23 protein-coding genes are annotated in these 25,614 nt (G+C 64.1%); 4 read left to right on the plus strand and 19 right to left on the minus strand.

Going from position 1 to position 25,614, the window contains the following annotated elements; translation table 11 throughout:
• Nucleotides 1-455: electron transfer flavoprotein subunit beta/FixA family protein (locus PMO31116_RS14195; protein WP_150567291.1), on the minus strand; the 455-nt coding region annotated here is incomplete at its 3' end.
• 417 nt (nt 456-872) lie between these two features.
• On the opposite strand from PMO31116_RS14195, the gene PMO31116_RS14200 reads away from it, so the two are divergent.
• Complete coding sequence (locus tag PMO31116_RS14200; RefSeq protein ID WP_150567292.1) at nt 873-1,814, plus strand: alpha/beta hydrolase; 942 nt, start codon at nt 873-875, stop codon at nt 1,812-1,814.
• Nucleotides 1,815-1,932: 118 nt separating this feature from the next.
• Entirely contained in the window at nt 1,933-2,706 is a 774-nt protein-coding gene (locus PMO31116_RS14205) for a ferredoxin--NADP reductase (protein ID WP_150567293.1), read from the plus strand.
• Between the two features lie 18 nt (nt 2,707-2,724).
• Here the strand turns inward: PMO31116_RS14205 and PMO31116_RS14210 are convergent, their stop codons facing one another.
• Nucleotides 2,725-3,549: an enoyl-CoA hydratase gene (locus PMO31116_RS14210; RefSeq protein WP_150567294.1), complete on the minus strand. Its 825-nt coding sequence runs from the start codon at nt 3,547-3,549 to the stop codon at nt 2,725-2,727.
• Nucleotides 3,550-3,605: 56 nt separating this feature from the next.
• On the minus strand, nt 3,606-4,529 hold the full coding sequence (locus PMO31116_RS14215; RefSeq protein WP_150567295.1) for a histone deacetylase family protein: 924 nt from the start codon (nt 4,527-4,529) through the stop codon (nt 3,606-3,608).
• A 511-nt stretch (nt 4,530-5,040) separates the two neighbouring features.
• Here PMO31116_RS14215 and mltB point away from each other — a divergent pair.
• Nucleotides 5,041-6,213, plus strand: a complete 1,173-nt coding sequence (mltB, locus tag PMO31116_RS14220) for a lytic murein transglycosylase B (RefSeq protein ID WP_246185296.1) — start codon at nt 5,041-5,043, stop codon at nt 6,211-6,213.
• An 88-nt stretch (nt 6,214-6,301) separates the two neighbouring features.
• Here mltB and cysM read toward each other — a convergent pair whose 3' ends face one another.
• The 10 genes from cysM to cmk form a co-directional block, all read right to left on the minus strand.
• Nucleotides 6,302-7,204, minus strand: coding sequence for a cysteine synthase CysM (cysM, locus tag PMO31116_RS14225; protein WP_150567296.1), 903 nt, complete (start codon nt 7,202-7,204; stop codon nt 6,302-6,304).
• 117 nt (nt 7,205-7,321) lie between these two features.
• Nucleotides 7,322-8,212, minus strand: a complete 891-nt coding sequence (locus tag PMO31116_RS24290; protein WP_150567297.1) for a ComEA family DNA-binding protein — start codon at nt 8,210-8,212, stop codon at nt 7,322-7,324.
• A 199-nt stretch (nt 8,213-8,411) separates the two neighbouring features.
• On the minus strand, nt 8,412-9,416 hold the full coding sequence (gene rfaD / locus PMO31116_RS14235) for an ADP-glyceromanno-heptose 6-epimerase (protein ID WP_150567298.1): 1,005 nt from the start codon (nt 9,414-9,416) through the stop codon (nt 8,412-8,414).
• Nucleotides 9,413-10,402, minus strand: coding sequence for a D-glycero-beta-D-manno-heptose-7-phosphate kinase (gene rfaE1, locus PMO31116_RS14240; RefSeq protein ID WP_150567299.1), 990 nt, complete (start codon nt 10,400-10,402; stop codon nt 9,413-9,415). The genes rfaD and rfaE1 overlap by 4 nt, the downstream gene beginning before the upstream one ends.
• Before the next feature lie 17 nt (nt 10,403-10,419).
• Nucleotides 10,420-11,793, minus strand: a complete 1,374-nt coding sequence (locus PMO31116_RS14245) for a UDP-glucose dehydrogenase family protein (protein ID WP_150567300.1) — start codon at nt 11,791-11,793, stop codon at nt 10,420-10,422.
• A gap of 21 nt (nt 11,794-11,814) precedes the next feature.
• Nucleotides 11,815-12,990, minus strand: a complete 1,176-nt coding sequence (gene lapB, locus PMO31116_RS14250) for a lipopolysaccharide assembly protein LapB (protein ID WP_023873456.1) — start codon at nt 12,988-12,990, stop codon at nt 11,815-11,817.
• A gap of 50 nt (nt 12,991-13,040) precedes the next feature.
• Entirely contained in the window at nt 13,041-13,334 is a 294-nt protein-coding gene (locus PMO31116_RS14255) for a LapA family protein (RefSeq protein ID WP_150567301.1), read from the minus strand.
• A gap of 262 nt (nt 13,335-13,596) precedes the next feature.
• Nucleotides 13,597-13,890 carry an integration host factor subunit beta gene (locus tag PMO31116_RS14260; RefSeq protein ID WP_017232087.1) on the minus strand — a complete coding sequence of 98 codons (294 nt, stop codon included), beginning with the start codon at nt 13,888-13,890 and terminating at the stop codon, nt 13,597-13,599.
• A 12-nt stretch (nt 13,891-13,902) separates the two neighbouring features.
• Nucleotides 13,903-15,606: a 30S ribosomal protein S1 gene (gene rpsA / locus PMO31116_RS14265; RefSeq protein WP_023597149.1), complete on the minus strand. Its 1,704-nt coding sequence runs from the start codon at nt 15,604-15,606 to the stop codon at nt 13,903-13,905.
• A gap of 111 nt (nt 15,607-15,717) precedes the next feature.
• Complete coding sequence (gene cmk / locus PMO31116_RS14270) at nt 15,718-16,413, minus strand: (d)CMP kinase (RefSeq protein ID WP_217424752.1); 696 nt, start codon at nt 16,411-16,413, stop codon at nt 15,718-15,720.
• Nucleotides 16,414-16,613: 200 nt separating this feature from the next.
• On the opposite strand from cmk, the gene PMO31116_RS14275 reads away from it, so the two are divergent.
• On the plus strand, nt 16,614-17,003 hold the full coding sequence (locus tag PMO31116_RS14275; protein ID WP_246185311.1) for a divalent metal cation transporter: 390 nt from the start codon (nt 16,614-16,616) through the stop codon (nt 17,001-17,003).
• A 227-nt stretch (nt 17,004-17,230) separates the two neighbouring features.
• Here PMO31116_RS14275 and aroA read toward each other — a convergent pair whose 3' ends face one another.
• The 6 genes from aroA to gyrA all read right to left on the minus strand — a co-directional run bounded on the left by aroA (nt 17,231) and on the right by gyrA (nt 25,482).
• Nucleotides 17,231-18,553, minus strand: a complete 1,323-nt coding sequence (gene aroA / locus PMO31116_RS14280) for a 3-phosphoshikimate 1-carboxyvinyltransferase (RefSeq protein WP_150567303.1) — start codon at nt 18,551-18,553, stop codon at nt 17,231-17,233.
• Complete coding sequence (locus tag PMO31116_RS14285) at nt 18,553-19,446, minus strand: prephenate dehydrogenase (RefSeq protein WP_425494795.1); 894 nt, start codon at nt 19,444-19,446, stop codon at nt 18,553-18,555. The genes aroA and PMO31116_RS14285 overlap by 1 nt, the downstream gene beginning before the upstream one ends.
• The gene (gene pheA, locus PMO31116_RS14290; protein WP_150567305.1) at nt 19,443-20,525 is read right to left on the minus strand and encodes a prephenate dehydratase; all 1,083 of its coding nucleotides are present in this window, start codon (nt 20,523-20,525) and stop codon (nt 19,443-19,445) included. Before pheA ends, PMO31116_RS14285 begins: the two co-directional genes overlap by 4 nt.
• Before the next feature lie 111 nt (nt 20,526-20,636).
• Nucleotides 20,637-21,749 (minus strand): 3-phosphoserine/phosphohydroxythreonine transaminase, encoded by a 1,113-nt coding sequence (serC, locus tag PMO31116_RS14295; protein ID WP_150567306.1) that lies wholly within the window; start codon nt 21,747-21,749, stop codon nt 20,637-20,639.
• A 382-nt stretch (nt 21,750-22,131) separates the two neighbouring features.
• A complete protein-coding gene (locus PMO31116_RS14300; protein ID WP_150567307.1) occupies nt 22,132-22,719 on the minus strand; it encodes a DUF2059 domain-containing protein in 588 nt (195 codons plus the stop codon).
• Nucleotides 22,720-22,860: 141 nt separating this feature from the next.
• Nucleotides 22,861-25,482 carry a DNA gyrase subunit A gene (gene gyrA / locus PMO31116_RS14305; RefSeq protein WP_150567308.1) on the minus strand — a complete coding sequence of 874 codons (2,622 nt, stop codon included), beginning with the start codon at nt 25,480-25,482 and terminating at the stop codon, nt 22,861-22,863.
• Nucleotides 25,483-25,614: the final 132 nt, after the last annotated feature.

A 25,614-nucleotide genomic window follows, 5' to 3' on the forward strand; every position in this document is an offset into this window, starting at 1 on the left:
CGGTTGTCCGCCACCGTCACCTTCGAGGCGAACGTCGCCTGCGGCAGCCTCGCCAGCGCCGCAAGCATCTGCCCGGTTTGATTGGAATCGTCGTCGATCGCCTGCTTGCCCAGAATCACCAGTTGCGGCTGCTCCTTGTCCACCACCGCCTTGAGCAACTTGGCCACCGCCAGTGGCTGAAGCTCGTCGTCCGACTCGATCAGGATCGCGCGGTCCGCGCCGATCGCCAGCGCCGTGCGCAGCGTCTCCTGCGATTGCGACACCCCCGCCGACACCGCGATCACTTCCGTCGCCACGCCCGCTTCCTTCAGACGCACCGCCTCCTCAACCGCGATTTCGTCGAACGGATTCATCGACATCTTCACGTTCGCAATGTCGACGCCACTGCCGTCGCTCTTCACGCGAACCTTTACGTTGTAATCCACTACCCGTTTGACCGGTACCAGGATCTTCATGTGAACTCGCTCCAAGTTTACGTTTACGTCAATCCGCTGCCATTATAACCACACGGCGCATGACGCATTTATTGCGAATTTGAGGCATTTTGCGGCAAAACCCTTGGCGACGGACTCCGATGCCTTCTCGACTTGCCGAGCTTGCCGGGTCTTCTCGACAGCAGCGTCCCCCCTCGATGAACAAGCGCGCCGCGACGAGGCCCCAGCCCCGAACGATCGTGCTATTTTTATGCAAATCGTGACGTACAGCCAGTGTCGGCGTGGTGCATTTCCTCTAGAGAAAACACCCCGCCGCGCCCACGTCTATGATCGAATGGCGCACCCGATCATCGCCGCGCCGGCGGCGGGCCGCTGCGGTCGTCGTCAACGTCACGGCGTCCGGGCGACGGCGGCCACGCCAGCGCGTCAGGAGGAGACATGACCACGCCGAATTCGACGGTTTCGTATCAGGAATCGCGCCTGCAGGCCAGTGACGGCCTTTTGCTGCACATGCACACCTGGCGGCCCGCCGACACGCACGCCCCGCTGCGCGCCGTCGTCGCCATCGTGCACGGCATGGGTGAACATGGCGCCCGCTATGCGTCGCTGGCCGGACACTTCGCATCGCTGGGCATCGCCACGGTCGCCTACGATCTGCGCGGACACGGCCGCTCCGGCGGCAGCCGCGTCTTCGTCAAGCATTTCGACGAATATCTCGACGACACCGAAATCTTTCTCACCCAGGTGCGCACGACCTTCGGCCCGACCCCGCTCTTTCTGCTCGGCCACAGCATGGGGGGCGCAATCGCGGCCTTGTATGTAATTACGCGCGCGCCGGCGAACGTGCGTGGCCTGATGCTCAGCAGCCCGGCGCTCGGCCCCGGCGAACCCGTGGCACCGTGGATGATGACCGCCGGCCGCTGGGCGTCGCGCTGGCTGCCGAAAGTGCCTGTCTTCAAGATCGATCCGGCGCTCATCTCTCGCGACAAGCGCGTCGTCGAGGCCGCCAAACAGGACCCGCTCAACGCCTACCGTGGCACCCCGGCGCGCACCGCCGCCGAACTGATCGACGCGATGGCGCGCATCCATGCCAACGCCGACGCCCTGCAATTGCCGCTCTACGTGTTTCACGGCACCGCCGACCGGCTCACCGCGCCCTGGGCGAGCGAGCAGTTTCACGGCAACGCCGGCTCGAAAGACAAGACACTGCGCCTCTACCCCGGACGCTTTCATGAAACGCTCAACGATCTCGACAGGCAGACGGTCATCGACGAGCTGACGCAGTGGCTGCAGCTGCATCTGGGCGATGCGCCATCGGCAACGACCGCGCCGCCGTCGGCCTACCGGCAGGCCGCGCTGGGCACCCACGACCACGGCTGAACGCGAGTCCGCCGGTTCTCGCCCCCCCCCGGAACCCCGCATGCGAGGAGGGTCTCGCCACGGCCCTTCCCCCCGCGCGTTACACTGAAGCCGTGTGGAATCGCGAGGAGCCCCCGGCATGCAATCGCAGACGAAGTACTCGCCGCAAACCGTCACCGGCATGCATTTCTGGACACCGACGATCTTCAGCATCAAGACGACGCGCCCGGCCGGCCTGAGCTTCACGCCGGGCCAGTTCGTCCGACTGGGACTGCCGGGCGACGACGGACAACTGATCTGGCGAGCGTTCTCCTTCGTGAATTCGCCCGCCGAAGATACATTGGAGTTCTATGCAATCACTGTGCCCGGCGGACAACTCTCGCCGCGCCTGTCCCAACTCGAGGTCGGCGACGAACTCTTCGTCGATCACACCGCCTATGGCTTCCTGACGCTCGACCGCTTCACGGGCGGCGACGATCTCTGGCTGCTCGCCACGGGCACCGGCCTTGCACCGTTCGTATCGATACTGCGGGACCCTGCCGTATGGCAGCGTTTCGAGCGCATCTTCCTCGTGCATAGCGTGCGATGGGAGCGCGACCTCGCCTACTACGAGGAACTGAAGCACTTCTCGCATCCCGACGTCGATCCGTCACTCGTGAGCAAGCTGCATTTCGCCGTCAGCGTCACGCGCGAGCAAGCGCCCGGCGCGCTGTCGGGACGCATTACGTCGTTGCTGGACTCCGGGGAACTGGAAAAGGCGATGGGGGCGACGCTCGACCCGGCCACATCGCGCATCATGGTGTGTGGCAACCCGGACATGATCAAGGAATTGCGTACCTGGTTCACACAACGCGGCTACGCCGTAAGCCGTACCGCCACGCCCGGGCCGCTCGTGCTCGAAAAGCAGTGGTGACGCACAGGCGCCAGCGGCTCAGGTCGTTGTCGGCGTTGCCCAATCGGGCGGGCGTTTTTCGATGAATGCCTGCACGCCTTCGAGCGCGCACGCGTCCATCATGTTGCAAGCCATCGTCTGCCCGGCCAGCTGATAGGCTGCCTCGATACCGGTTTCGACTTGCCGATAGAACAATCCCTTGCCTGCCGCAACCGCTGCCGCGGGCTTGGCGAGAATCGAGCGGCACAGCGCCGCGACCTCCGCATCGAGCCGCTCCATCGCCACCACGCGATTGACCAGCCCTCGCTCGCGCGCCGTGTCCGCGTCGATGAAGTCGCCGGTGAGCAGCATTTCCATGGCCTGCTTGCGGGAGAGGTTGCGCGAGAGCGCCACGCCCGGCGTGGCGCAGAACAGGCCGACGTTGATGCCCGAGACGGCGAACCGCGCCACCGAGGTGGCGACCGCCAAGTCGCACATCGCGACCAGTTGGCAGCCTGCGGCGGTCGCAATGCCATGCACACGTGCGATGACCGGCTGCGGCATGCGCTGCATCGTGAGCATCACGCGGGTGCACTGATCGAACAGCTTGCGGTAGTAGTCGAGCGACGGCTCGGCGCGCATCTCCTTGAGATCATGTCCTGCGCAGAATGCGGCGCCCGCGGCACCCAGCACCACCACGCGTGCGCTTGCGTCGCTCGCCACTGCGTCGAGGGCACGCCCGAGCGAATCGAGCATCGCCTCCGACAATGCATTGAACTGACGCGGCCGATTGAGCGTGAGCGTCACCACGCCGGCCAGGTCGCCCTCGCCGCGCGTCACCAGTACGAGAGGCTCGGGCGTCGCCGAGGTGTCGGTTGCCGTCATGGTTGTCTCCTGAGGCGCGTGCGCGCGGGGCAACGAAGGATGGCCGGCGCGAAACTTCAGACGTCGGCGAGCACCTTCAGATGAGCGACGACGCTGCGTCCGAGCGCCGAGAGGTTGTAGCCGCCTTCCAGGCAGCTCACGATGCGCCCCTTCGCATGCCGGTCGGCAACGGCCTTCACCCGCTCCGTAATCCAGGTGAAGTCGGCTTCGGTCAGGCCGAGCCCGCCGAGATCGTCTTCGCGATGCGCGTCGAATCCCGCAGAGATGAAGACCATTTCCGGGCGGAACGCGTCGAGTTGCCCCAGCCAGCCATAGTCGATCGCCTCGCGCGCCTGCATGCCGGAAGTGCGCGCGGCAAGCGGGATGTTGAGCATGTTCGGCGCCGGATCGAGCGCGCCGGAGAACGGATAGAACGGATGCTGGAAGATGCCGCACATCAGCACCCGCTCGTCGTTGGCGAACGCCGCTTCCGTGCCGTTGCCGTGGTGCACGTCGAAATCGATGATCGCCACGCGCGAGAGCCCGTGCACTTCGAGCGCGTGCGCGGCGGCGATCGCCACGTTGTTGAACAGGCAGAACCCCATGGCCCGCGTCGGCGTGGCATGGTGCCCCGGCGGACGCACGCTGCAGAACGCATTGTCGAGTTCGCCGCGAATGACGGCATCGGTCGCCGCGACGGCCGCGCCCGCCGCGCGTGTGGCAGCACGCCACGAATACGGATTGAGCAGCGTGTCGGGGTCGATCGGGAAATAGCCCGACTCGGGAATGTTGTCGCGAATGAAGTCGATGTGGTCCTGCGTGTGCACGAGCCGCAGGCTGGCCTCGTCGGCCGCCGGCGCTTCTCGGCGTTCGAGCAGGCCGTCGATGCGCCCGGCGATCAACTGGTCCTCGATGGCGCGCAGTCGTTCGGGGCATTCGGGATGCCACTCGCCCATTTCGTGACGGACGCAATCGGGATGCGTATAAAACCCGGTAGCCATGCCTTGTGTCGCCTATCGCTTCGAATCGTTATCGTGGGACGGGCGGGGAATGCCCGCCGCGCCGTGGTTTCGCAAGTCCGGTAGCGGCCGGACGCAGCCCCTGGCAAGCGCGGCGCGCAAGCATGAACATCACTCGCACACGCTTGCCGATGGCCGGCATTCCCCATGAGCACTGTCACCGACAGCGCACAGGCCTTAAGGTATCACAGGTGCACTCGGTTATACTGCCAAGCAGTCTCCCAGCAGACCCGTGTCAGCCGGCAACGGCCGTTCTCCCGAAATTCGGGACGGCAGTAACTGGCATGAATGGTCGATGCCCTGGTCAAAACCGCGCGTCACGCGACATCGATGCGCACCGATCCCGGCATCGACGCGACTAACGCGGCGACCATCGTTCCCCGGCGGCGCCGCATTCGGACTTCATACAGGCCTGACAGACAGCATGACATCACCGGTACGGATGTACGATTCACTTTCGCCGGCGCACTCGCGCCTCGCACCTCGACCGGAAATGGCCGGCACCCCCTGCCGCGCGACCGACGCCTCCGGCGCGCCCCGGCAAGCACCTCGCGCTGCGCTCGCGCGTACGGCACGCACCCTCGGCATCGCCCTGTCGCTGTGCCTCGGTACGTTCGCGCTCACGACCGCCGCCGCGCACGCGCAGACACGCGGCAAGCAGGTTGCGCAGAGCGAGTTCGAGGAGGAAGTCGTGCCGCAGCGTTACGCGGCCAATCCCGAAGTCGACGCGTTCATCAACGACATCGTGGCGCGCGACGGCTTCGATCGCGCCGAGTTGCAGCGGGTGTTCTCGCGCGTGGTCTTCTCGCAAACGGCCGCTCGCCTGGCCGCGCCGCCCGCCACGCCCGGCCAGAAAAACTGGACCCGCTACGAGAAGAATTTCCTCGACAACACGCGCATCAATGGCGGCGTGCGCTTCTGGAATCAGAATGCGGCCGCGCTGTCGCGAGCGGCCCAGCAATTCGGCGTGCCCGAAGAAATCATCGTCGCCATCATCGGTGTCGAGACGATCTACGGGCGCCACATGGGCAACTTCCGCACCATCGACGCGCTCACCACGCTCGCGTTCGACTACCCGCCCGCGCGCAACCGGTCCGAGCGCATGGCGCTGTTCCGCACCGAGCTGGAGAACTTGCTGCTGTATGCCCGCGAGCGCGGCGTCGACCCCTTCAGCGTCTACGGCTCATATGCAGGCGCCATCGGCATTCCGCAATTCATGCCATCGTCGATTCGCAACTACGCGGTCGACTTCTCCGGTGACGGCAAGATCAATCTGACAACGGACGTGGCCGACGCCATCGGTAGCGTTGCGAACTTCCTCAAGCAACATGGCTGGCAAGCCGGTCAACCGGTTGTCTGGAACATTGCCAGCGATCGGGGCAGCCAGGGGTTGGCAGAGGCCGGCGCGGACGGACAACCCGAGCCGCACTGGAAACTCGGCGACTTCATCAAGGCCGGCATGTTGATGAACGAGCCGCGGCTCGACGTGGGGGCAAAGCTCGACACGCCGGTGCTCATTGTCGACCTGCCCACGCCGGGCCAGCCGACGCAATATCGCATGGGCCTGAACAACTTCTACGTGCTCACGCGTTACAACCGGAGCTTCTTCTACGCGATGTCGGTGTACGACCTCGCCGACGCGATCAAGGCGGCACGCGCCCCCTGAGCATGTCGTTCGTCGGACGACAAAACGGGACCCGAGGGTCCCGTTTTTCATGACGCGGCGCCGACATCGCTCCGGCAACGTCCCCGCATCACGCCGGGAACACCCCCGTCGACAGGTAGCGATCGCCGCGATCGCACACCACGAACACGATGGTCGCATTCTCGACCTCGTGCGCCAGATTCAATGCGATCTGGCAGGCGCCAGCGGCCGAAATGCCGCAGAAGATCCCCTCTTCCGCCGCGAGCCGGCGCGCCATGATTTCGGCATCCGCCTGCGTGACGGAAACGGTACGATCCACGCGAGCGCGATCGAAAATCTTCGGCAGATAGGCTTCCGGCCACTTGCGGATACCGGGAATGCGGGAGCCGTCCGCCGGCTCCGCGCCGATGATCTGCACGGCGTCGTTCTGCTCCTTCAGGTATTGCGACACGCCCATGATGGTGCCCGTCGTGCCCATCGCAGAGACGAAGTGCGTGATGCGGCCTTCCGTGTCACGCCAGATTTCCGGACCCGTCGTCTCGTAATGCGCCAGCGGGTTGTCGGGATTGGCGAACTGATCGAGGATGATGCCGCGCCCGTCGCGCTGCATCTGCTCGGCGAGATCGCGCGCATACTCCATGCCGCCCTTGACCGGCGTGAGGATGATCTGAGCGCCATAAGCCCCCATGCTCTGACGGCGCTCGATGGAGAGGTCCTCCGGCATGATGAGGATCATCTTGTAGCCGCGAATGGCCGCAGCCATTGCCAGCGCAATGCCGGTGTTGCCCGAGGTCGCTTCGATGAGCGTGTCGCCCGGTTTGATGCGTCCGCGCAACTCGGCGTGCTTGATCATCGACAGCGCCGGACGGTCCTTCACCGACCCCGCCGGATTATTGCCCTCGAGCTTGCCGAGAATCACGTTGTTGCGGCGGCGAATTTCGTCGTCGGGCAAACGCACCAATTGCACCAGCGGCGTATTGCCGATGGTGTCTTCGATAGTCTTGTAGGCCATTGCGCTGAGCTTTTTCGGTCGGGAATCGAAACATTCTAATCCACCGGCCATGACCGCGCTCGAAGCGGGGTGATGGCCGGGCGTCGCCAGTGCGACCGCCCGGCGCCCCGACGGGCCTCAGACCTTCGGCGCACTCGCGGCCGACGGCGCTTTCTCCTTCTTCGACTTGGACGACTTCGCCGGCGCCGCACCGGTCGCCGTCGGCGCGGATCCCGCCGAGGCCGCGGCCTTGTCCGTCTTGTCCGTCTTGTCCGTCTTGTCCGTCTTGGACTTCTTCGACTTCGAGCCACCGGCCGGTGCCGCAGGCGATGCGGGCGCGGCTGCAGGCGCGGACGCGGCACCTGGCGCGACACCCCCGGCCTTGTCGGCCCTGGACTTCTTCGATTTGCCACCCTTCGCATCGGCGGCGGCAGGTCCCGACGCGGCGCCCGGCAAGGCCGTTGCGCCCGGGGACGCCGGCTTGGCCGTCGAACCGGCGGCGGGCACCGGCGTGGGCGTATGCTGGGTGGCGCTCGGCGGCATTGCGGGCGTGGCGGGCGTGGCGGGCGTGGCGGCAGGCGTGGCCGGCTTGCCCGGCGCTGCCGGGGTCTGCTGCATGGCTGGCGGCGCCGGACGGCCCGTCGCGGCAGGGACCTGAGCGGCAGGCGCCGTCGCCGCAGGGGGCTTCGTCGCGGGGACCGGCGCGGCAGGTGCCGTCGTCGCAGGGGTCTTCGCCGCAGGGGCCGGTACGGCAGGCGCCGCGCCCTGACCATTGATCGTCATGCCTTCGCTCTGGAGCGTGGCGACGGACTTGGTGCCGAGGCCCTTCACGCGCCTGGCGACGTCCGCGGCATCCTTGTACGGTCCGTGAGCGTTGCGTTCTTCGATGATGGCTTTGGACTTGACCGGCCCGATGCCCTTGAGCGATTCGAGCTGCGCCTGATCGGCGGTATTGATGTCGACAGCGGCCATGGCCAGGCCGCAGAGGGTGAAAAAGGCAACCACCGCCAGCAAGAGTTTGCGAAGCATGATGTATTCCCTATAAGGTCACTCGGGACAATATCCCCACCTCGAGACACCCCCGATACTCCCTTAACGCCCGAGACCGCCCACGGATGACATCTCCCTGCACGCCAAACGAAACGGGGAGCCATGCGGCTCCCCGTCGAGACGTCGGCCCCGTTCTCGCCAGGCACGGCATCGGGCCCTTGCCTGCTGGCCCGTTGGTCTATTGGGCCAACAGCCAGCGCACGTAGCGCGAGACGCCTTCGCCGACCGTATAGAACGGCTGCTGGTACCCGCCCGCCTGGCGCAGATGTTCGACGCTCGCCTGGGTGAAGCACTGATACTTGCCGCGTAGCGCGTCGGGGAACGGAATGTACTCGACGAGCCCTTGCCGCACCATCTCGTCGAGTGAGAGCGGCGCCTCGCCGGCCTCTTCGCGCAACGTGTTGATCACGGCGACCGCAATGTCGTTGAACGGCTGTGCGCGGCCCGTGCCGAGGTTGAAGATGCCGCTTCGCTCGGGATGTTCGAAGAAGTGCAGATTCACCTTGACGACGTCCTCGACGGACACGAAGTCGCGACTTTGCGTGCCCGCCGCATAGCCGTTGTACTCGCCGAAGAGCTTCACGCGACCGTTGGCACGGAATTCGTTGAAGTTGTGGAACGCCACCGAAGCCATGCGCCCCTTGTGCGCTTCGCGCGGGCCGTACACGTTGAAGTATCGAAACCCCGCCACCTGGCTCGGCAGTTTGCCGCCCGCCTCGCGCATGGCGCGACGCACGATCTGGTCGAAGAGGAATTTCGAGTACCCATAGACGTTGAGGGGCTTCTCGTACTCGCGCGATTCCACGAACGTTTCAGAGGCGCCATACGTCGCCGCGGAAGACGCGTAGAGAAACGGCACGGTCTGCGCCTGGCACGCCTCGAACAACGCGCGCGTGTAGCGGAAGTTGTTCTCCATCATGTAGCGGCCGTCGGTCTCCATCGTGTCGGAGCAGGCGCCTTCATGGAAAATCGCGCGCACGCGACCGAACTCGCGGCGCTGGAAACGCGCGACGAAATCGGTCTTGTCGAGGTAATCGCTGATTTCGCAATCGACCAGATTGCGGAATTTGTCGGCACGTGTGAGGTTGTCGACCGCCACGATGTCGGTCTCGCCGCGCTCGTTGAGGGCTTTGACGAGGTTCGCGCCGATGAATCCGGCGGCGCCGGTGACGATGATGGTCATGTCAGATCGGAAAAGAGTTCGGTGTAATCCACGGTCGCGGTGCCCAGCTTGCCCACGACGATACTGCCCGCGCGATTGGCGAGCACCACCGCCTGCGCAAGCGGCAGACCGGCGGCGAGCGAGGCAGCGAGCGTGGCAATCACGGTGTCGCCCGCGCCCGAGACATCATACACTTCGCGTGCCTGCGCCGGGACGTGCAGCGCGCCGTTCTGGGTGAAGAGCGTCATGCCCTCTTCCGAACGCGTGAGCAACAACGCTTCGAGCCCCAGCGATTCGCGCAGATTCTGTGCGCGAACCGTCAAATCGTCTTCCGAATGCCATTCGCCCACGACCTGCTGCAATTCGGAGCGGTTCGGCGTAAGGATGGTGGCCCCCCGATAACGCTCGTAATCGCTGCCCTTCGGATCGACGAGCACGGGCTTGCCCGCCTTGCGCGCCGCTTCGATCATCGGCTGGACATGCGTCAGGCCGCCCTTCGCATAATCGGAGAGCAGCACGACGTCGTAGTTCACCAGCAACTGACGATACTGATCGAGCACGGCGAGCAGCACTTCGCGCGCCGGCTGATTCTCGAAGTCGATGCGCAGCAATTGCTGTTGACGCGACACGATGCGCAGCTTGATCGTGGTCGACAGATCGGCATCGCGCGTGACGAACGCCGTCACGCCGCTCGCGTCGAGCAGATCGACCACCCGCTCGCCGGGCTCGTCCTCGCCGAGCACGCAGAGCAGCCCTGCCTGCGCCCCCAGCGACGTGGCGTTGAGAGCCACGTTCGCCGCGCCGCCCAAACGCTCCTCGTTGCGCTTGACGTGCACCACGGGCACCGGCGCCTCCGGCGAAATGCGATTGACGTCGCCGAACCAATAGCGATCAAGCATCACGTCGCCGACGATCAGCACGCGCGCGCGGTTGAACGCCTCACGCGGCACCGTGGGCACGCCGGGCGCCTGCACCGTACGAGAGAGCGAAGTTGCCGTCAAAGTCATTCGTCGATCCTCGCGATTCAGACGGTGTCGTGCTGGCCGCGGCCGATGCCGTGGTACTCGATGCCCAGCTCCTGCATGGTCTGCGGCTCATACAGGTTGCGACCGTCGAAGATCAGCGCAAGCGACAACGCCGACTTCACCTTGGCGAAGTCCGGGCTGCGGAAGGCCTTCCACTCCGTGACGATCACGAGCGCGTCGGCGCCCGTCAGCGTGTCGTCTTCCGTCGCGCAGAATTCAATGCGGGCGTGCCCGGCGGGATCATCGGCAAAATCGAGCGCGATCACACGACGCGCCTCTTCCAGGGCCACCGGATCGTAGGCGCGCACGCGGGCGCCCCGACGCACCAGCTCGGCGATCACGCGACGGCTCGGCGCCTCACGCATGTCGTCGGTGTTCGGCTTGAACGCCAGCCCCCAAAGGGCAAACGTCTTGTCCGACAGGTCGTTGCCGAGACGCGCGACGATCTTGTCGATGAGCACCGCCTTCTGCGTTTCGTTGACCGCCTCGACGGCATTCAGGATGCGCAGCGGCAGGCCGTAGTCCTCGGCTGTCCGCACGAGTGCCTGCACGTCCTTCGGGAAGCATGACCCGCCATAGCCGCAGCCGGCATAAAGGAAGTGATAGCCGATACGCGGGTCCGATCCGATGCCCTGACGCACGTCCTCGATATCCACGCCCACGCGATCGGCCAGATTCGCGAGCTCGTTCATGAACGAGATCCGCGTCGCCAGCATGGCGTTGGCCGCGTACTTGGTGAACTCGGCCGAGCGCACGTCCATGTACAGCGTGCGTTCGTGGTTGCGGTTGAACGGCGAGTACAGACGCTTCATCATGGCGCGCGCCTGCTGGCCCTGCGCGTCGTCGTCCACGCCGATCACGATGCGGTCCGGACGCATGAAATCCTCGACGGCCGCCCCTTCCTTCAGGAACTCGGGATTCGAGACGACCGAGAACGAGACGTCCTCGCCGCGCTTGGCAAGCTCGTCGGCGACCGCCGCGCGCACCTTGTCCGCAGTGCCGACCGGCACGGTCGACTTGTCGACGATCACCTTGAAGTTCCTGGCGTAGCGTCCGATGTTGCGCGCCGCCGCAACGACATATTGCAAATCGGCGGAGCCGTCCTCGTCCGGGGGCGTACCCACCGCGATGAACTGCACGTCGCCGTGCGCGACCGAGGCTTCGACATCCGTCGAGAATTGCAGACGGCCGGCCTTGCGGTTGCGGGCAATGATTTCCTGCAGCCCCGGCTCGTGAATCGGCACGCCGCCGTTGTTCAGGATTTCGATCTTGCGCGGATCGACGTCGAGACAGAACACGTCGTTGCCGACGTCTGCCAGACAGGCGCCCGTAACGAGGCCGACGTAACCGGAGCCGATGATGGTGACTTTCATGATTGCGCGAACTTGAGAAAATTAGGAGGCCGCCGGCACGTCGGCACGTCGCGGCGTATACGTCTCCCAGCCGTTACAGCCGGGGCACTGCCAATAGAACAATCGCGCGCGGAAGCCGCACTGGTCGCAGACGTAGCGCGGCAGCGACTTGGTGCGCTGCGTGATGAGCTTGCCCATGAGCTGCAGATCCGACTGCGTGTCGCCATGGGCGGTTGCGGCGTGCGCTTCGAGCAGGCGAGCCATGCCTGGCGCGCTCGGCGCCCTGTGCATCTGCTCGCGCATCAGCGCGAGGGCGGCTTCCGGCCCCTCGAGCGCCACCGTCTTCTCGTACACGATCTCGAGCAGATCGTCCGACGGATTCCTGTTGAGCGCGTCGCGCAGCACCGCCAGTCCTTCCGGGGCACGACCCAGGGCTTCGTAGGCGCGCATCAGCCGCTTGGCCGCCAGCCCCAGATACACCGGGTTCTGTTGCTCGATGGTGCTCAGCACACGCAACGCACCTTCGGCGTCGCCAGCGGAGAGCAGCATGTCGCCACGCAGCAGCGGCGCACGCACGTTCGCGGGATTCACGGCGAGGGCGGCGTCGAGCTCGCGCACCACGGCGTCTACCTCCTTGCGCTGCAGCGCTTCTTGCGCCAGCTCGCAATGGAACTGCGCGATCTCCTTGCGATACGACACTGCGGGGTCGAGCTCGCTCAGGGTTTCGGCCTCGCTCAGCGCCTTGTGCCACTCCTTCTCGATCTGGTAGATCGTGAGCTTGGCGTGTTGAGCCGCCTTCGCAAAGGGCCCCGTGTGCAGGCGACCGAAGGCGTCTTCGGCGCGGTCGAGCAGACCCGCCTTGAGGAAGTCGTGACCGAGCTCGTAGAGCGCGTGTTCCTGATCGGCTTGCGGCAGATCGTCGCGAGAGAGCAGATTCTGATGCACGCGAATGGCGCGCTCCGTCTCGCCCCGACGGCGAAACAGGCTACCCAGCGCGAAGTGCAGCTCCGTCGTCTCGGGGTCGAGCTTGGCCACCTCGATGAACGCGTCGATGGCCTTGTCTGGTTGCTCGTTGAGCAGGAAATTCAGCCCGCGGAAGTACGACGCCGGCAAATTGCGGCTCTCCGAGAGCAGGCTGCGCAGATCCAGGCGCGCGGCTACCCAGCCGCAGCCGAAGATCACGGGGATGGCCAATAGCCACCAGACCTCGAATTCCATGAATGCGTGTTGTCGTTGAAACAGTCGATGTGAGGGGGAGCGCCGTCGGCTTAGACCGGGGGCAGCATCGGCGGCTGATCGCTCGCCTCGGGGTCACGTTGCGCACGGGCCAGGTCGCGCCGGGCGCGGCGCAGTTCCAGACGCTGCCGCATCAGGCTCGGCAAGGTCGCGAGCACGCCGATCACGCCGCCCACCACGAAGAACGCCAGTCCGATCATGATGAGCGGTGCCGTCCAGGTGTGGCCCAGGAACAGGTTCAACGTGACTTCGCCCGTGTTGGCGAGCGCGAGACACAGCAACACCACGAACACGATGAGACGAATGATCCAAACAATCAGCTTCATGCCGAAAGGCTCCTGCGGCAGGATTGCCGTATGTTTTGCGACTTGAGCGGCTCGCGCACGCCGGATCGTGACCCGCCGTCGCGCCGTGCCGACACGTGGGCGTATTGTACCGGATGTGCCCCGCGAGGCGTCGTTACTGCATGCCGCTTCGCATTTGCGTCGATTGTGCGCAAGTGGCATCGACACGCGCGCACGGCACGACCGCCAGACGCAAAAAAAGCGCCCGAAGGCGCTTTTCTTGCGTAGTAGATCCCAAAGGGCCTTATTGGTCCGACGCCTTGTGATCAACCCGCTCTCGCAACTCCTTGCCGGGCTTGAAGTGCGGCACGAACTTCTCCGGCACCATCACTTTCTCGCCCGACTTCGGGTTGCGGCCGACGCGCGGCGGCCGACGGTTGAGCCCGAAGCTGCCGAATCCGCGGATTTCGATTCGATGACCACGCGCAAGCGCATCGGCCATCGCGTCGAGAATCGTCTTCACCGCGAAATCGGCGTCCTTGAGCACCAACTGGGGAAACCGCGCCGCCAACTGGTTGACCAATTCAGACTTGGTCATAGGCCTTGGACCTTACTGATTCTGGCTGTCCAGCTTGGCCTTGAGCAGGGCACCCAGGTTCGTGGTGCCGCTCGCTGCCGAGCTATCCGACGACAGCTTGCTCATTGCCTCTTGCTGTTCAGCCGAATCCTTGGCCTTGATCGACAGGTTGATGTTGCGCGACTTGCGATCGATGTTGACGATCATTGCATTGACGGCATCACCTTCCTTGAGCACGTTGCGGGCATCTTCCACACGGTCGTGCGAGATTTCCGAAGCGCGCAGGTAACCTTCGACGTCATCGCCCAGCGACACAACGGCACCCTTCGGATCGACAGCCTTGACGGTACCGTCGACGATCGAGCCCTTGTCGTGGATCGCCACGAAGGTGTTGAAAGGATCGCCTTCGAGCTGTTTGATACCCAGCGAGATGCGTTCCTTCTCGACGTCGATGCCCAGAACCACGGCTTCGACTTCGTCGCCCTTCTTGTACTTGCGAACGGCTTCTTCGCCGGCTTCGCTCCACGACAGGTCCGACAGGTGGACCAGGCCGTCGATGCCGCCCGGCAGACCGATGAACACGCCGAAGTCGGTGATCGACTTGATGGCGCCCTTGATCTTGTCGCCCTTCTTGAAGTTGCGCGAGAAGTCATCCCACGGGTTCGGCTTGCACTGCTTCATGCCGAGGCTGATACGACGACGGTCTTCGTCGATCTCGAGCACCATGACTTCGACTTCGTCGCCCAGCTGGACAACCTTGGTCGGGGCAACGTTCTTGTTGGTCCAGTCCATTTCCGACACGTGGACCAGGCCTTCGATGCCCGATTCCACTTCGACGAACGCGCCGTAGTCGGTGATGTTGGTGACCTTGCCGAACAGGCGGGTGCCTTGCGGGTAACGGCGAGCAATGCCTTCCCACGGATCTTCGCCGAGTTGCTTGACGCCCAGCGAGACGCGGCCCTTCTCCTGATCGAACTTGAGGATCTTGGCGGTGACTTCCTGGCCAACCGACAGGACTTCGCTCGGGTGACGCACACGACGCCATGCGATGTCGGTGATGTGCAGCAGGCCGTCGATGCCGCCGAGGTCGACGAACGCACCGTAATCGGTGATGTTCTTGACCACGCCCTTGACGATCGCGCCTTCCTTGAGCGTCTCGAGCAGCTTGGCGCGCTCTTCGCCCTGGGTGGCTTCGATCACGGCACGGCGCGAGAGCACAACGTTGTTGCGCTTGCGGTCGAGCTTGATGACCTTGAATTCGAGGGTCTTGCCTTCGTACGGGGTCGTGTCCTTGACCGGACGCGTGTCAACCAGCGAACCCGGCAGGAATGCACGGATGCCGTTGACCATCACGGTCAGACCGCCCTTGACCTTGCCGGTGATCGTACCGGTCACGAGGTCGCCCGATTCGAGGGCCTTTTCCAGTTGCAGCCACGAGGCCAGACGCTTGGCCTTGTCGCGCGACAGCACGGTGTCGCCGTAGCCGTTTTCCAGGGCGTCGATCGCCACGGAAACGAAATCGCCGGCCTGAACCTCGACCTCGCCCTGATCATTCAGGAATTCTTCGATGGGGATGTACGCTTCGGACTTGAGCCCGGCGTTGACGACCACGAAGTTGTGGTCAACCCGAACGACTTCTGCGCTGATGACTTCACCAGCACGCATGTCTTGACGGGAGAGCGACTCTTCGAAAAGCGCCGCGAAAGATTCGTTGGTCGAGGTTTGCAGGTCGGACATAAAAGTGGATTACGCCGCTGACGTCCGTCTCCCGAGGGGGCGACGCTAACGTACAACGGTTGGGTTAAAGGTTAAACAAAGCCGGGCCGGATGACTGCATGAAACACCCGGTCAAGCGCCTTGCGGGTACTGCACCTGCGCGAACCATTCGAGCACCTGAGCCACCGCCTGATCGACGTTGAGCTCCGACGTGTCGAGCACCCGCGCACCCTCTGCCGGTCGCAGCGGCGCCTCTGCGCGGGTACGGTCCCGCGCGTCGCGCGCCTCAAGATCCAGCATGAGACTGTCTATGTTAGCAGAAAATCCTTTTTCTATCAATTGCTTATACCGCCTCTCGGCACGAGCCTGCGGGGTGGCCGTCAAAAACACCTTCAACTCGGCCTCCGGGAAGATCACCGTCCCCATGTCGCGGCCGTCCGCCACGAGTCCCGGGGCGGTCTTGAATGCCCGCTGGAGCGACGTGAGCGCCTGACGAACCGCCTTGTGCACGGCGATCCCCGACGCCCGGTTGCCGATCGCCTCTGCGCGAATGGCGTCGGTCACATCTTCACCCGCCAGCCAGATTCGCTCGTCCTTGAAGCGCACGTCGAGCGTCTCTGCCAACACCGCCAGCGCCCCCACGTCGTCCGTGTCGATGCCGTGACGCGCGCTCGCCAGCGCGGTGAGCCGGTACAGGGCACCGCTGTCGAGGTAGTGAAAGCCCAGCGCATCCGCCACACGGTGTGCCACCGTGCCCTTGCCGGATGCCGTCGGGCCATCCACCGTAATGACCGGAATCGAATCGTCCACCACCGTCAAATCAGGCATCCCTTCGTCTCTGTCTAACCAACACATTGAAAAATAAGACCACGCACACAAATGATAATGATCATCATTTAAGCAAAGGCGCTTCGGGCGCCGTTCGGATCGTTGACTGCCATGCAGAGCCGCGATTATCCCTTACTCAGTCCCGCATGGGGCTACCGCCCGACCCGCGAGACCTCACGCCGCGTCGCGCGCAGCGGTGGATGGGATTCGCCGGGGCGGGCACACGGGTCGCCGCTGGCAATAAGGATCCGGGCAATTGGGCCACGGCCATTGCCGAGGGAGCCCGATATGGGTTCACGCTGCTTAGCGTCGTACGGCGCTCGAGCGTGATGGCATTGTTGCTGCGGCGGCTCGCGGCGCGCGTCGGGCGGGTCGCCGGGCGCGATCTCGCGCAACGCTCACGTAGTCAGTATAGCCGTCGGACTTCGCTGGCGTTGTGGGGGTTGTGCGAGACGGCGATCATCGCGCGCAGTTCGCCGAGGTCGTCGGCAGCGCGGTCGCGCTACGCTGTAGATCGTGGCGAGGCGCATCGCGAGCGCGATTGTCGTGCTCAACGGCCCGTTGCTGTGGCAGCGGCGGGTCAGGGGTAATTCGACCCCTGGTTCGCCTGCTCGCTCGCGACGAATCGTGACGAATCGCGCTAAACGGCGACAAACCACGCCAAACCACGAGGCGCCGCGACAAACCGCGGCACAGCCAAGCGCCGCCGGACGGCTGCCAGAGGCCCCGAACTGTAGCGGGAGGTCTCGAGATGCGACGTGGCTATAGCACGAATACGACGCGGATGCGACGCGATCACGAAGCGATCACGAGGCGATTACGAGGCGATCCGGGTGAACTCGGCGAAATACGTCGGGAACGTCTTGCCCACGCACTTCGGGTCGTTGATCGTCACCGGCACACCGCCCAGGCTCACGAGCGAGAAACACATGGCCATGCGGTGATCGTCATACGTATCGATGACAGCATTCGGCGTCAACGCGGCGGGAGGCGTCACACGCAGATAATCGGCGCCCTCTTCGACCGTCGCGCCAACCTTGCGCAGCTCCGTGGCCATTGCCGTGAGACGATCCGTCTCTTTGACACGCCAGCTTGCGATGTTGCGCAGCGTGGTCGTGCCATCGGCGAAAAGCGCCGCCACCGCGATCGTCATCGCCGCATCGGGAATGTGATTGAAGTCCATGTCGAGCGCGCGCAGCTTGCCGCTCGGCGTGTCAATGCCGTTCACTTCGATGGCATCGTCGTGCAACGTCACGCGCGCCCCCATCGCCTCCAGCGCTTCGACGAAGCGCACGTCGCCCTGAATGCTGTCGCGTCCCACGCCCTCCACACGCATCGGCCCACCGCCAATGGCGCCGGCCGCGAGAAAATACGATGCCGACGAGGCGTCGCCTTCGACGCGGATGTCTCCCGGACTGCGATACTTCGCGCCGTCCGCGCTCGCCGCAGGGAGCGTGAAGCGGGACCAGCCGTCCTGCCGGACATCGATCCCGAAACGCCGTAGCAGCCGCAGGGTGATGTCGATGTAGGGCTTCGAGATGAGCTCACCCTCGACCTCCACGACGATCTCACCGGTTGCCGAAACGAGCAGCGGCAACGTAAGCAGCAGCGCCGTCAGGAACTGGCTCGACACGTCGCCCCGCACGCGAATCGGCGATTGCGGCGCGAGCACGTCGGCAGGCTTGATATGCAACGGCGGAAAACCGGCATTGCCGACGTAATCGATCTGCGCGCCCAGTTGACGCAGGCCATCGACCAGATCGCCAATCGGCCGCTCGTGCATCCGTGCCACGCCCGACACTTCATAGTCGCCATGACTGAGCGAGAGCGCCGCCGTGAGGGGGCGAATCGCCGTCCCCGCATTCCCCATGAACAGTTTCGCGGCCTTGACGGGAAACGCACCGCCACATCCCTCGACGATGAAGTCGCGCGAATCGCCAACCTGCGTGCACTTGACGCCGAGCGCGGCGAGCGCATCGAGCATCACTTGCGTGTCGTCGGACGCGAGCAGCTCCCGCACGCGGGTCGTGCCCCGCGAGAGCGCGGCGAGCAGCAGCACGCGGTTCGAGATGCTTTTCGAGCCGGGCAGGCGGAGTGTGCCTTCGGCGTGGCCGAAAGGGCCGAGATCGAGCGTTTCCATTACTTTTCCTGTTGCCTGGCCCAGTCCGTGCGTGCCTGGCTGGCGCGCGCGAATACGGCCTCGAGACCGGCGCCATCGCCGGCATCGATCAATTGTCGCAGCGCGCCGAGCGTGGCGAGGTAACCGTCGAGTTCGGCCAGCAACGCATCACGATTGGCCACGCAGATATCGCGCCACATTTCGGGGTTCGACGCCGCGATGCGGGTGAAGTCGCGAAATCCCCCGCCGGCGAAGCCGAACTTCAACGACGCATCCGGTGCGTCGAGAATCTGGGCGATCAACGCGTACGAGAGAACGTGTGGCAAATGACTGACCGACGCGAACACATGATCGTGCTGCGTTTCGGACATTTCCGATACGCGTGCGCCCGTCGCCTCCCACATGGTACGAATGCGCGCCACGTCCTCGGCGCGGTTGCCCGGTTGCGGACACAGCACCACGCGGCGATCCCGGTACAGGTCCACCTTTGCGGCCTCGACGCCGGAGCGCTCCGCGCCGGCAATCGGATGACCAGGCACGAACCGCCAGGCGTCGTTCCCGAGCGTCGCGCGGGCGGCAGCCACCGCGTCCGACTTGGTGCTTCCGGCGTCGGTGACGATCGTATTCCCGCCGAGACAGGGCCGAATTTCGCTTAGCAGTGCGGGCGTTTGCGCCACCGGCGCCGCGAGCACCACGACATCGGCCCCTGTCACGGCATCCGCCATCGACGTAGCCGCGCGATCGATTACGCCAAGCTCGCACGCGCGGCGAAGCGACGCCTCACTGCGCCCGACGCCGACCACTTCCTTCACGGCGCCTTCCGACTTCAGCGCTCGCGCGAGCGAGCCGCCGATCAGGCCCACGCCGCAAATGACGAGTTTGTTCAGGACCATCGTCCCGTCGCCGCCGCTCATGCGGAACGCGGGTAGGACCCGAGCACTTTGCAATAAGCCGCGTTCTGACGCAGCGATTCGAGCGCCTTGGCGACATTCGGATCGTCGCGGTGCCCTTCGAAGTCGATGTAGAAGTAGTACTCCCACGCGCCGCTCTTGGCGGGGCGCGACTCGAAGCGCGTCATCGACACACCGTTGTTCGCGAGGGGCTCGAGCAATGCCACTACAGCGCCGGCACGATTGGGCACCGACAGAATGAGCGAGGTCTGGTCTCGCCCGCTCGGTGCAGGGTCCTGCGTACCGACAACGACGAAGCGGGTGCGGTTGTGCGGATCGTCCTGCACATGCGAAAACGCGATTTGCAGACCGTACTGGGTGGCGGCGGATTCCCCGGCAATCGCGGCAACGCTCGGATCCGCGGCGGCCATGCGAGCCGCCTCCGCGTTGCTCGACACGGCCTGACGCTCCAACTTCGGGAAATGCGCTGTCAACCAGTGCTGGCATTGCGCGAGCGATTGCGCATGCGAGCAGATTCGGGTCACGCCGTCGAGCGTCCCGGATTGCGACATCAGGTTGTGATGAATCGGCAGCGCCACTTCGCCACTGATCGTCAGCGGGCTTTGCAGAAGCAGATCGAGCGTGCGCGACACCACGCCCTCGGTGGAATTCTCGACAGGCACCACGCCAAAGTCCGCGCTGCCGGCTTCGACCGCACGAAATACCTCGTCGAGCGACGGGCACGGCAGGCCCTTCACACTCTGACCAAAATACGAGAAGGCCGCCTGCTCACTGTAGGTGCCGGCCGGCCCCAGATAGGCAACGGTCAGCACCTTCTCCAGTGCACGGCTCGCCGACATGATTTCACGCCAGATCGAGGCCAGGTTGTCGCCGTACAACGGCCCATCGTTGGCCTGCTGCAAGCGTGAAATCACCTGCAGTTCGCGCTCGGGTCGAAACACCGGCGCACCGAAACGCTTCTTGACCTCGCCCACTTCCAGGGCGACGGCCGCACGTTGATTGAGCAGCTTGAGGAGCTGTGCGTCGATGGCATCGATTTTCTCGCGCAAGGGGCGCAGCGATGCGTTCAGATCTTCATCCATGGAACGTATTGTCTTCTTGCGATGGGACATGGTCGGACGGCCCCCGGTGCGAAGTCCCGCAGGACGTTCAAAGCATTGAAAGCGTTCAAATGCACCGGTCGCGCGTCCCCGTCAGCCGTGGCTGCGCTCGAATTCGCGCAGATAGTCGACCAGCGCCCGGACGCCGTCGAGCGGCATCGCGTTGTAGATCGAGGCGCGCATACCCCCCACGGACTTGTGGCCCTTGAGTTGCAGCAGGCCGCGCTCGCGAGCGCCGGCCAGGAAGGTCTCGTTCAATGCGTCGTCGCGCAGGAAAAACGGCACGTTCATGCGCGAACGGCAGTCCGGCGCCACCGGCGTTCGGTAAAAGTCGCTGCCGTCCAGGAAGCCGTACAGGAGGTCCGCCTTTGCCTTGTTCTGCGCTTCCATGGCGGCCAGCCCGCCCTGGCGCTTGAGCCACTGGAACACCAGACCCGCGATATAGATCGCATAGGTCGGTGGCGTGTTGAACATCGAATCGTTCTCGGCCACGATCTTCCAGTCGAACGCACTCGGCGTGAACGGCAAAGCTCGGCCGAGCAGGTCGTCGCGCACAATCACGACGGTCAGCCCCGACGGCCCGATGTTCTTCTGCGCCCCACCATACATCACGCCGAACTTCGACACATCCATCGGGCGCGACAGAATGTGCGACGAGACATCTGCGACGAGCGGCACGTCGGCCAGCCCCACGGTCGCCAGATCAGGTGTCCAGAAATACTCCACGCCGTGAATGGTTTCGTTCGTGCAGATGTGGACGTAGGCCGGATCCTTCGAAAGCCGCCACTCTTCCATGCCCGGCAACCGGGTGAAGTTCTCCGCTTCGGTGCTCGCGGCGATATTGACGTCGCAATACTTGCGCGCCTCCTTCTGCGACTTCACCGACCAGGAGCCGGTCACGACATAGTCCGCCGTCTGGCGCTGCGCCGCGCGCGCGCCACCGAGCAGATTCATCGGGATGATCGCATTCTCGGCAAGCGCCCCGCCCTGCATGAAAAGAATACGGTAGTTGGCGGGCACCGCGAGCAGTTCGCGCAGATCGGCTTGCGCGTCGGCCAGGATGCTCATGAACTCACGGCCGCGATGGCTCATTTCCATCACGCCCATACCGGCACCGTGCCAGTCGAGCATCTCTTCGGCCGCCTGGGTCAGCACCTCGGCAGGGAGCGCCGCCGGACCGGCGGAAAAGTTGAAAGCGCGCGTCATGATCGTTTTGCAGCAGTAAAAGTGAAACGCAAGCCGGCGGACATTGACCCGTGCGGCTTGCGTTTCACGTCTGACGATGGATCGCGGCGGTTCGGTCGCGAGCTGCCCCCCCAAACGATAGCCCGGGATGGCCCGGCGACGGTTCGACGACGCTCCGAAGCCAGAGAAATGACAGAAAGGCGTAAGAAAAGCGGCGGCAAGGCCCAACTATACCGCCAGTTGGGCACGACGTGCGGGTGTCAGCCGCAAATCCGGCGCCGGATGACGAAAATCTGGAAAATTCCGAGAGGAATCTGCCGTTTTTCCTCGTCAAAGCAAAATGGCCGTTTGCGATCGCTCGCAAACGGCCATTATCGATCGAATCCCGCGGGATCCGCCGACGTTACTTCTTGGCCGGACCCTTCGGTGCCGACTTGGCGGCCGCGGCGATTTCGGCGTCAGCTTGCTTGCTGGTCGCGTCGATCGATTGCGGCATGTACTTTTGCATCAGGCCGCCAACGACTTCCTGGCCGACCTGATCCTGCACCTTGATGTACTTCTGGCCGACCGGGCTCTTGTAGAACGCCGTGAGACCCTTGATTTCTTCGGTGGTGTAGAACTTGCCATAAGCGTTGTACTGCGCTTGCACGGCGTCGTTCTTGAAGCTGTCCGAAGTGAAGACCTTGCCTGCACCGTCGACGAGCTTCTGAACCGAATTTTGTTGCAGCGTCGGCACGATGGCCTGCTTCTGCGCGTCAGTCAGCGTCTTGTTCTCGACCAGTTGGCGCTCGAGCACTTGCGGCGCCAGTTGCTTCGCCTGCTGCTGCGCGCCTTCGCCGATGGCGGTCACGAGCTTGGACGAATCGATGGCGTCGAGCAGTTCCTTGATGGCCGCCTTCTTGTCAGCGTCGAGCGGGGCGCTCTGCTGAGCCATTGCCATTGCCGGTGCTGCCAGCAGCAGCCACATCCACTTCTTGACGTTGTGTTGCATAGTAATAGTCACTCCAAAGTTCGCCGGCTATCACCGACGATAAATAGATGCATCCTCGCCTGGGCATTTCACTGCATCGGGCCAGATTCTACTGGCTTTTCAGGGCAATGCACCCGTAGCTTACATCGAGTTACGCCCGTATTACTCCGTGACATCCGTCTCGGGCGCCTCGTCGTCGCCCTGCGCGTCGCCATTTTCGGCCACTTCGGCGTCGGACTCGACGATCCGCTGCAAGCCCGACAGCGTCGTGCCCTCGTCAAGGCTGATCAGCGTCACCCCCTGCGTCGCCCGACCCATTTCGCGAATTTCCGACACACGCGTACGGATCAACACGCCGCCCGTCGTGATCAGCATGATCTCGTCATCCGGCTCGACCAGCGTTGCCGCGACCACCCGGCCGTTACGCTCGCTCGTCTGGATCGCAATCATACCCTTAGTGCCACGGCCGTGGCGGGTATATTCCGTGATCGACGTGCGCTTGCCGTAACCATTCACAGTCGCCGTGAGCACGGACTGCTGCTCGTTCTCGGCAACCAGCAGCGCGATGACGTTCTGGCCCTCTTCCAGCTGCATGCCGCGAACGCCGCGCGCCTCGCGACCCATCGGACGCACATCGTTCTCGTCGAAGCGCACCGCCTTGCCGGCGTCGGAGAACAGCATCACGTCGTGGGCGCCATCGGTGATGGCCGCGCCGATCAGCACGTCGCCGTCATCGAGATTCACGGCGATGATGCCCTTCTTGAGCGGACGGCTGAAGGCTGCCAGCGGCGTCTTCTTGACCGTGCCCAAGCTCGTTGCCATGAACACGAAGCGATCTTCCGTGTACTCCTTGACCGGCAGCACCACGTTGATCTTCTCGCCTTCCTGCAACGGGAACATATTGACGATCGGACGGCCACGCGAGTTCCGCGAACCCTGCGGCACTTCGTACACCTTGATCCAGTACACGCGACCACGGTTCGAGAAGCACAGGATCGTGTCGTGCGTGTTGGCGATGAACAGCGTGTCGATCCAATCGTCATCCTTCGTGGCGGCCGCCTGCTTGCCGCGACCGCCGCGCTTCTGCGCCCGGTACTCGGATAATGGCATCGACTTGATGTAACCGGAGTGAGACAGCGTCACCACCATGTCCTGCGGCGTGATGAGGTCTTCCGTATCCAGTTCGGTCGCATTGTGTTCGATGGTCGAGCGACGGGCGTCGCCGAACTCGGCGCGCACCGAGGTCAACTCCTCGCTGATGATCGTCGTCACGCGGATGGGACGCGCCAGGATGTCGAGCAGGTCGGCGATCTGCGCCATCACTTCCTTGTACTCGGAGACGATCTTGTCCTGCTCGAGGCCGGTCAGGCGCTGCAGACGCATTTGCAGAATTTCCTGCGCCTGCGTCTCCGACAAACGGTACAGGCCATCGGCCTGCATGCCGACGTCGGCGTCGAGCCCTTCGGGGCGATAGGCGGCACGTCCGCCCTGGGTTTCCGTTTCGGCACGTGCGAGCATTTCGCGCACCACCGACGAATCCCACGATTTTTCCATCAGCGCGGACTTTGCGATCGGCGGCGTAGGCGCAGCCTTAATGATCGCGATGAAGTCGTCGATGTTCGCGAGCGCAACTGCCAGACCCTCGAGCACGTGGCCGCGCTCACGCGCGCGACGCAATTCGTACACCGTGCGGCGAGTAATCACTTCGCGGCGATGCGCGAGGAAGTGCACCAGCATCTCGCGCAGGTTCAGCAGCTTGGGCTGGCCGTCGACCAGCGCCACCATGTTCATGCCGAACGTGTCCTGCAGTTGCGTGTGCTTGTAGAGATTGTTCAGCACCACCTCGGGCACTTCGCCGCGCTTGAGTTCGATCACCACGCGCATGCCGCTCTTGTCGGACTCGTCGCGAATGTCGGAGATGCCCTCGAGACGCTTCTCGTTGACCAGCTCCGCAATGCGCTCGAGCAGTGAGCGCTTGTTCACCTGATACGGCAGTTCGTCCACGATGATCGCCACGCGCTGACCGCGATCGATATCCTCGAAGTGAGTCTTCGCTCGCATCACCACGCGGCCACGACCGGTGCGGTAGCCTTCACGCACCCCGGAAATGCCGTAGATGATGCCGGCCGTCGGGAAATCCGGTGCCGGGATGATCTCGATCAGTTCGTCGACGGTGGCATCCGGATGCTTCAACAGATGCAGACACCCCTCGACCACTTCGTTGAGGTTGTGCGGCGGAATGTTGGTGGCCATGCCCACCGCGATCCCCGACGAGCCGTTGAGCAGCAGGTTCGGGATACGGGCGGGCAGGATCAGGGGCTCTTTCTCGCTGCCGTCGTAGTTCGGACCGAAGTCGACCGTTTCCTTGTCGATGTCCGCGAGCAGTTCGTGGCCGATCTTGGCCATGCGCACTTCGGTGTAGCGCATTGCGGCGGCGTTGTCCCCGTCGACCGAACCGAAGTTGCCCTGGCCGTCGACGAGCATGTAGCGCAGCGAGAACGGCTGCGCCATCCGCACGATGGTGTCGTATACAGAGGCGTCGCCGTGCGGGTGGTACTTACCGATGACGTCACCGACGATACGCGCCGATTTCTTGTACGCCCGGTTCCAGTCGTTGTTCAGCTCATGCATGGCGAACAACGCGCGGCGATGCACGGGCTTGAGGCCGTCGCGCACGTCCGGCAAGGCGCGGCCGACGATCACGCTCATGGCGTAATCGAGGTACGACCGCCGCATTTCTTCTTCGAGCGAAATCGGGAGAGTTTCTTTGGCGAACTGATCCATTATTCTCGTCTATCAAACTCTAATCGCGATAGGCGGCTGCCGGCGATATGATCCCGTGATTCTAACATGCCCGTCATGGGCATCCGAATCGGGCGTGATGCAACGCACAAGAGATCGGCGGCACACCAAAAC

The organism is Pandoraea morbifera (assembly GCF_902459575.1).
GTDB lineage: Bacteria > Pseudomonadota > Gammaproteobacteria > Burkholderiales > Burkholderiaceae > Pandoraea > Pandoraea morbifera.